The organism is Aestuariivirga sp. (assembly GCF_037139295.1).
In the GTDB taxonomy this organism is placed as follows: domain Bacteria; phylum Pseudomonadota; class Alphaproteobacteria; order Rhizobiales; family Aestuariivirgaceae; genus Aestuariivirga.
Window position 1 is genome coordinate 1 of sequence record NZ_JBAXGR010000135.1, and the last position, 7,383, is coordinate 7,383.

Annotated in this window: 9 protein-coding genes; 7 read left to right on the plus strand and 2 right to left on the minus strand. The window is 58.2% G+C overall.

The annotated features are described in order from the left end of the window. Positions 1–336 precede the first annotated feature (336 nt). From WCJ41_RS19160 to WCJ41_RS19185, 6 genes are read left to right on the plus strand one after another with little or no spacing between them, the layout of a single operon-like run. A complete protein-coding gene (locus WCJ41_RS19160; protein ID WP_336907440.1) occupies positions 337–1,509 on the plus strand; it encodes a hypothetical protein in 1,173 nt (390 codons plus the stop codon). A gap of 45 nt (positions 1,510–1,554) precedes the next feature. Further along, positions 1,555–2,469 carry a hypothetical protein gene (locus tag WCJ41_RS19165; RefSeq protein WP_336907441.1) on the plus strand — a complete coding sequence of 305 codons (915 nt, stop codon included), beginning with the start codon at positions 1,555–1,557 and terminating at the stop codon, positions 2,467–2,469. 2 nt (positions 2,470–2,471) lie between these two features. Next, the gene (locus WCJ41_RS19170) at positions 2,472–2,876 is read left to right on the plus strand and encodes a hypothetical protein (RefSeq protein ID WP_336907442.1); all 405 of its coding nucleotides are present in this window, start codon (positions 2,472–2,474) and stop codon (positions 2,874–2,876) included. Positions 2,877–2,881: 5 nt separating this feature from the next. Beyond that, on the plus strand, positions 2,882–3,739 hold the full coding sequence (locus WCJ41_RS19175; protein WP_336907443.1) for a hypothetical protein: 858 nt from the start codon (positions 2,882–2,884) through the stop codon (positions 3,737–3,739). A gap of 29 nt (positions 3,740–3,768) precedes the next feature. Continuing rightward, the gene (locus WCJ41_RS19180; RefSeq protein WP_336907444.1) at positions 3,769–4,227 is read left to right on the plus strand and encodes a hypothetical protein; all 459 of its coding nucleotides are present in this window, start codon (positions 3,769–3,771) and stop codon (positions 4,225–4,227) included. After that, the gene (locus tag WCJ41_RS19185; RefSeq protein ID WP_336907445.1) at positions 4,224–4,655 is read left to right on the plus strand and encodes a hypothetical protein; all 432 of its coding nucleotides are present in this window, start codon (positions 4,224–4,226) and stop codon (positions 4,653–4,655) included. The genes WCJ41_RS19180 and WCJ41_RS19185 overlap by 4 nt, the downstream gene beginning before the upstream one ends. A 53-nt stretch (positions 4,656–4,708) precedes the next feature. Here WCJ41_RS19185 and WCJ41_RS19190 read toward each other — a convergent pair whose 3' ends face one another. Beyond that, the gene (locus WCJ41_RS19190) at positions 4,709–5,356 is read right to left on the minus strand and encodes a hypothetical protein (protein WP_336907446.1); all 648 of its coding nucleotides are present in this window, start codon (positions 5,354–5,356) and stop codon (positions 4,709–4,711) included. A gap of 12 nt (positions 5,357–5,368) precedes the next feature. Continuing rightward, positions 5,369–6,370, minus strand: a complete 1,002-nt coding sequence (locus WCJ41_RS19195) for a substrate-binding domain-containing protein (protein WP_336907447.1) — start codon at positions 6,368–6,370, stop codon at positions 5,369–5,371. A gap of 437 nt (positions 6,371–6,807) precedes the next feature. Here WCJ41_RS19195 and WCJ41_RS19200 point away from each other — a divergent pair. Next, positions 6,808–7,383 (plus strand): hypothetical protein (locus WCJ41_RS19200; RefSeq protein WP_336907448.1); only part of this gene is annotated, 576 nt, incomplete at its 3' end.

Here is a 7,383-nt window from a genome sequence, read left to right on the forward strand (position 1 = left end):
AGTGCCTGGCGGCCTGCGTTGGAGGGCGCGGGGACCTTGCCAAATGACCACCAACTTGGCAACGATAACCCCGAGACGTTGGACATCCAGTAGATGTCGGGTGAATCTATCTTTCCTGCATCACACAAAACAGTTGAAGCGGAGTGCCGATTTAAGGCTGGGCCGGGGCACGTGGGCTTCCGCAATCATATTTGTAAAACTACGTATTTTGCCGCAGGCGCCATTGGCATTCTAAACATTATCATATTTTCTGAACATTGTTTTGGTTAAAGCTCTGACCGTATCTATCGATTCGTAAAAAGTCAGATTTGATCTACGATAACAATCGAGACAGCAATGACGCATTCCGACGTAATTCCCAAGCCGACCTTAGAAACAACGAGGCAGGCGGCCCGCCCCAGCGGGAACAAGCGCGGCACGCTCTCCCTACTGTTGGCGGTTCTCGCTCTTGGGCTGCTTTTCTATCCAGCGATCAGGCAGGGCGTCATCACGGTGGCGGGACCCCAGCGCTGGCTTCCTGCTCAGCTTCCCTATGTTAGCCGGCTTCCCGCCGGTCCTGATGCAAAGTTGCTGGCCGCGGATCTGGCCGGTTCAGTGTCAGTGCTCGAGGAACAGTTAGCCAATCTGGAAGCTTCGATTGCAGAGCTGCGCGAGGCTGCTGCAGCCAATACCGATGCGGCAAGCATTCAGGCGCTCGAGCAGAGGTTGAGCGGCCTAAAGGACCAGTTCGTGGCCCTGGATGCACGCGACGCCACCTCGGATGTTGAGGTGAGAAACCAGTTCTCGCAGCTCGACCAGCGGCTTGCAGACTTGGCGAACACCGATGCAGCAGGCATTCAAATGCTCGAACAGAGGTTGACCGGCCTCAAGGACCAGTTCGTGGCGCTGGACGCTCGCGACGCCACCTCGGATGTGGCGTTGAAAAACCAGATATCGAAACTCGACCAGCGGCTGGCAGACACGGCCGCGCCCGAGATGGCGTCCTTGTTGGCGGCCCGGCTTGCGCTGCTGTCGATCAGTCGTGGCCTCCGCCCCGACGACCTCGACGCCATTACGGCAGCGGCCGCGGCAGACCCCGCCATGTCGGACATTGTCGCCAAACTTAAAGTGCTGGCCGAACAGAACATACCGCCTACAAGCCTGCTACGGGAGCGTTTCCCTGCCCTCGCGCACACGGCCCTGCTGCAAGCAACACGTGAGCAACTGGGTTGGTGGGATTCGAGTGTCTTCGCAGTCCGGTCCTCTCTGTCGGACCTGGGTGTCGGCGTTGGCGCGGATGAGAGCAAGGATTCGCTGGTGATCGACGAGGCCAACAAACAACTGGATCTCGGGCGGCTGCAACAGGCGCTCTTCGAGATCGACGGCGGCAGCCCGGAACTGAAGTCAATACTATCGGGATGGATGAATGACGCCAGGCAGCGGCTGGCGATTGACGATGGCCTGCTGCAACTCGTCAACCTGCTGCTGATGCGCGTCACGACGACTTCCGCTGCGGCCGGGGCAGGCTGACGACAAGTTGTGGCACGGTGCAATCGATTTCTGGCATCAGTCCCCGTGGTCTTCATACGGTGCTGCCCGGCCGCGCTTCTCGCGCTGGCCTGGCTGCTCACAGCCGGCGTGGTGGCACCGGCCCGGGCGGACGACGCGCTGCTGTCGCAGGATGTTTCGGCACTCTTCGCGGCGCGGACGGCACGGATAGGCCCGTATGTGGCCTGGACTTACGACTGGGCAACGAGCTACGCCAATTCCTATCGCGCTGTATATCACGTCATTCGGGACCTAATAACCGCTCCGGCGGGACAGCGCGGTGACGTTCTCGGAGTGCTCCGCAGGTTGCAGAAGCAGTCTTTGCGCCAGCGTGTGGGCCGGCCGGCAGAAGATGCCTACCAGATTACACGACTGATCGACCGCCACGCGGCCGCACGGCTATATGTGCTGGCCGCCGAGGCGGTTGCAGCAGCTTGCACCGGCAGCGCCTCCCAGTCTTGCATCGTTCGGACGCTGCCTCAGCTCCAGGCCGCGAGTGCGGGTATCCTCTCAGCGCGCCGCGAGCCAATCGCGCTGGCCAAGGAGGCGAGTGCGCTTCAGGACATTCTGGACATCAAGCAGATCGGCGACGTCGATGTGTTCCTCGCGGTACGCCCGCTCGCCACCCGCATTCTCGTGCTGATACTGCGCTTCACCGAGTTTGCTTCGATCATCCTCTTGGTGACAGGGAGCCTCAGGCGCGTGTACGTGCCAGATACCGTCATCACTCGATTTGCCGTGGCGCTCGCCATCTCATGGTCGCTCGACTACGGGTTGTTGAGAGTGGAGCGGGCCTTCAATGAGGATTCGTTCCGCGCCGGCCTCGAGGCGCAGGTCCGCGAGCAGGAAACCTTTGTGAACGACTACGTGAATGTGCTGATGCGCGGCTACGAGAGTGAATTCCTTGCCGCTGCCCGGGCTGTGTTGAAGGAGCAAGACTGACGGTGACCCCGAAGCTTCACCCGCTTGGACTGCTGGGACGAGTGGTCGGCGTGTCCGCCTTCGTCTGGCTGCTGCCGCCGTTCGGCATATTGACGTTGCTGGTGTCCTCTGATGAGCAACAGATGCCGGCAGCCGTTTTCTTCATCGCGCTCATCCTGCTGACTTGTGCCCACCTGTACCTATTCAACCGCGCCTATTACGCGTTGCGGACCAACGGTATTCTCGTATTCACGATCGTCTACATGTTGCTTGCCTACTTCATCATGGTATTTTTCAGGATCGAAGTGTCGATACTGAATGCAAGATGGAACGCAGCTGCTTACTTAAGTCTCCTATATAGCTATGGGCTCTGCTATAATTTCATCGATTCGTTTTTATCAGGCCTTCTCCACACGAAGAGCGTTTAAGTCAAATGAACCGGAACCAAGCGGATTCACGTCACTCTCCGGCCATTCTCGTGGTGAACTGTAGCGATTCCCGCCTGACCGCCGAAGATGCCTCCGCATCATGGAAGATGCGCCTGGGTTTCGATGGCGACATTTATGAGGTACGGTGCCCCGGTGGCGGCCTGGCCTTGGCCGACAGCGACAGCGCCTTCTACACATCGGCCCTAGAAAGCTTCCGGCTGCTGAGCAATGGCCGCGACTTCTCCCGCATCATTCTGGCCTTCCACCAGGACTGCGCCTATTTTCAGGACAAATATGGCTCAAGCGGCAACCCCGCCGACGACGAGCGGCGCAAGTGGCAGCTAATCGACCGGGCCACCCAAAAGGTGTCCGGGTGGGCTCGCGGCGTTGATATCCGTCCGCTTTACCTGACCTTCGAGGACAATGGCGATTGTCGCCACAGCGGCGCGGCGCTTGAGCCTGAGAGGCAGCCCGCCATGCCACCGCGGCCGACCATGACCGCAGTCGCTCGGCAGGAGCGGCGGTTTTCACCTGCCTCCGCCCTGAACCTGCGCAGCTACAACCGGATTGTTGAGGAAATGCTGATCGCGGAGGGTGGCAGCGTCGAGGACGCCATCGCCCGAGCGGAGGACCAATCCGGGACCTTTTCCGGTGTTCCGCCGTGGCGGGTTGAGCGGCAAGCAGGCGAGTTCCTGGCTCTTCTACGCAGCGGAGGCCGGACCAATCCGCAGGAATTGCGGCAATTGGTTCGGGCTTTCGTCCAGAATTATGCAGGTGAGCAAGCCTCGAAACCCTTGATCCGCAGCGTGATGAACGAGTTGAACGAAATAATCGAGGTGGGCGCCAAGAGGCGACTCGAATGAATCAAACAAGATTTGGTTAAGAGGCAGACATGCGGCAGGCATCGCAATACGGAAACAATCAGGACGAGTACTGGAGCCCGGGCGAGGAGCGACTGCGCCAATTGGTGAGGCTGCGCACCCAGCGTGGACGCGTTTTGACGGCTGGCGACGAGGACAAGCTACTCGAGGAGGCCGTCACCCGGCTGGACGTATCGCTCTCTCGCGCCCGCGGCGTGCTCTATGCCGAGATGCAGAACGGCAACATCGAACTCGAGACTGACATCGATGATAGAATGCAGGAACTGGTAAAGTCCGTCGCGGGCGCGAAAGACCGGCTATCGCGCCATGATTTCGAGCGGATCGCCGTCTTCTACGCGTCTCGCCTCAAGAGCCCGGTGGAAGCCTGCCGCCAGAAGGTGAAGAAGATCATGGAAGATGAAGGCATTTCTCCGCGGCGCGCCGGTTTCATTCCGTCACGGAGCTGGTACAGGCGCATCAAAAGCTCATGAGGATAGAAGATCCAGTGCAAGGCAATCCGCAAGGCAGGTTGCGGGAGCTGGTGCTTCTTTACAGCCAGCGCGACAAGGTACTGACGACTGCGGAAGAGGACAGCATCGTCGATACAGCGGTCGCGCAATATGGTTTTACCGTAGGGGCAGCCCGCGCAATCATCATCGCCACCGCGGCGGGCGCCGGGGTTGAGATCGAGAGTGATTATGAGGATGCTGCCAACGCGATGCTTGCGGCCTTGGGCGGAGCGCGAAAGTTGATCAAGGAAGCGGACTTCGCCCTAGTCGCCCAATATTATCTCGGCAAAAGCAAGCTGGCGCAGGACGAGGTGCAGCGGCGGGTAAAACAGCTGGTCGAGAAGGCAGGTATCTCACCAGCGTCGCAAGGCATCTTTTTTTCTGGACGCTGGTTCCGGTCGATCCGCTGAGCCCGAAGCAGATTGTCAAAGGGCCGGAAACAGCATTTCCGGTTCCGTGAGTGTCATCGCTTCATTTGTTCCAGCTTGATGTTCACATCCATGATGCGCTGGGCGATGTAGCTCAGGTCTGGGCCGAGCACCGTATGCTTCGGTTCGGCCACAAACTCCACGGAGGGGAACGGAAGCATCGTTACGGCAACTTTCGCCAGATTATAATCCGGAAACTGTTGGAGTTGCATGATCGTGCGAACGATGAGGCGCTGGCTTGCGGCCACAGGGCCGCCCATGCTGCGTTCGTGCTTGCGCAGCAGGCGAGCCAGGTAGATCTCGTCGGCATCAGACATCTCGCGCGTTTGCCCGAAGTATAATGAGAACCTCGGGACGATGCCCACACCCATGTTGACCGACTTGACCGAGTAGCCGGCGAGGCTCATCAAATTCTTGAAATCCATGTCGGACATCTCTTGCGGACTTTCTAAATGCCGCGTGAGCACTGATGCGGAGGGAAGGCCTGGAAGCCATGACAGAACCGCATCTGACACTGCAGTCCAGTACTGGCCGGCGGTCCCCATAGCCTGGTCCATATAGCTTGTAGTGCCGGTCGCCTGCTCCGCCGACGCGGTGGCGCTTGCCGGGGTGAAGGCGGCGGCTACACAACATGCTAGGAAGACGGTCAGCACCCGGTTATTCTTTTTCAGCAATCTTGTCATTTTATTTCCCCCTTACTTGAACATCGAGCGGCGCTGCCACTCACGCGTTGCTGCCGGCAGTTCTATCAGCCCGCCGACCTTGCCGTAGCCCTTGTCGCCGATCGCCTCCTCGCTCAGCATCTCCCACATCCACAATCGGACGGGGCCCTCCTTGGCAAGGTCTTCCGGGCGCACATAGACGTAGACAGGCACAGAGAGAACATAGTCTTCGGCGTTGATGCTTTCGGGCGTCGGTAGGAAGCCGTCGAACGGAATGATCCGCATCCAGTCCTTGTGCTTCAGTGCGATGTTGATCGGCAATACCGCCACGGCGCCCGGCGCTGCCGCGCCCAGCGCCGCGGCGCGCTCGTCCAAACTGTCAACCTCGAGGATGGCGCCTTCCTTGAATTTGGTGCAAGTCGAAACCCTGGCCTTAGCGTCAAAGATGCTCTGCACGGCGTCGAATTGGCGGCAACCACCTACCATCGCCTCATCCTCGAAGACCTTGCGAGCCGCGCTACCGGGCGATCCAACGATGAGGCGAATGTCAAGTTTAGGCAGGCTGGCGTCGACATCAGACCAAGTGTTGGCCATGTTCGGTTTAAAAGACTCGTCGTCTGGCACGTCGTGGGTCAAGGCCTTGTAGAGCACCCTGGAAGACAGGCTCATCGCCGGGTCTGATGCCTTTTGCACCAGCACCAGCGTGCGGAAACCGAGTGAAGCTTCCAACAGTTCGCCAATACCATTCGACACGCATTTATCCGAAATGCTCGCCGTGATCTTAGTAACCACCACCGCGACTGAGGGAATTCCATCATTGGCGGAGCCGCATAATTTCTGGAGCGCGTCGATGGAGTTCAGTTCGATCGTCTCAATGGGGGAGACCCCTGCGACTCTGTTAACGGTATTGGCCTGATCGATGACAAGCGGCGAGGCGAAGACCTGCAGCACGGCATCCTCGGCATGCGCAGCGACTAACTGCCCCCCGGCGGCTCCCACGACGGCAATGGCCATGACGCTCGCCAGCGTGCTCACGGAAAGTCTCATGGTCGTGTCCCTTTACATGAAGTTAGCAGGAGGAGTTGGGCGTTTCTCAAGAAATACCTAAGTTACAGCTTTGAAAGTGCAGAATATAATCATCAGCCTATTGACCAGTCATTTTTAACCTGCGCGCCCACAAAACACAAATTTAGAGCTAGTCAGCTCGATCCCTTTTGCATTCTGCTAGTGAAGATGGAAGCCGCTTTCGTCATGATGTTATAAGAAGAAGCACATGGCGGCCAACGGGTTGGCCCCGGCGCGATATTGACTGCTGGCGACATAGAAAGAATTAACAAACCAACTCTGCTGTATTATAAGTACCCGAATCTGGCTTATAGGCCTTGCGGCCCGTAGATTAGAGGGCATTTTCACAATCCTGGGGACATAAAATGAAATTGACGAGGACAGTGGCATTTGTGGGACTATTGGCGTTGAGCGCCGTGCCCGCCAGCGCTCAAGACACTGCAGCCGAGGGGAGCTGGATGAATTGGGGATCCCGGATGGTCTATGTGTCGCTTGACACCCTGGCCTATCCTTTTCAACAGGCGTGGACGATGGTCTGGGATGCAATCGGCAAGACTGAAGCCGATGTCGCGGCAGAGAAGGTCAAGTTTGCCACCAAGCTCAAGACCGAGCTGGAGGCATTTTCGAAGGACGTAAGCCGGACAGGCTATGATGTGTCCATAATCAGCATCTCGCCTGACATTATTCCTAAGATCGCACTGACCCTTGAGGTGCGTAAGCCGCTTGACGAAACCGCCGAAGCCAAACTTCGGAGCGAGTTCCAGGACCCGGAAAAAAAATATGGTGCTATCGAACGTACCATTCTCCTGGGTTTGCTGGATTTGGACGAGACTGCCGCCGACTTGAAAGTTGACGGCTACAGGTTCTCGGAAGTTGAACTCGAGCTGGTTGCCATATTCCCGGAAGTGACACTGAACTTTGAAAACGCGGAGGATTCTACCTCTGCACCCGAGGCCGAGGACGCCACCTCCCCGGTTCTCAGC

Bases quoted from the DNA above. Each gene is read 5' to 3' on its own strand.
- WCJ41_RS19175 (WP_336907443.1), top strand. From the start codon at position 2,882: ATGAACCGGAACCAAGCGGATTCACGTCACTCTCCGGCCATTCTCGTG.
- WCJ41_RS19160 (WP_336907440.1), top strand. From the start codon at position 337: ATGACGCATTCCGACGTAATTCCCAAGCCGACCTTAGAAACAACGAGG.
- WCJ41_RS19180 (WP_336907444.1), top strand. From the start codon at position 3,769: ATGCGGCAGGCATCGCAATACGGAAACAATCAGGACGAGTACTGGAGC.
- WCJ41_RS19185 (WP_336907445.1), top strand. From the start codon at position 4,224: ATGAGGATAGAAGATCCAGTGCAAGGCAATCCGCAAGGCAGGTTGCGG.
- WCJ41_RS19190 (WP_336907446.1), bottom strand. From the start codon at position 5,356: ATGACAAGATTGCTGAAAAAGAATAACCGGGTGCTGACCGTCTTCCTA.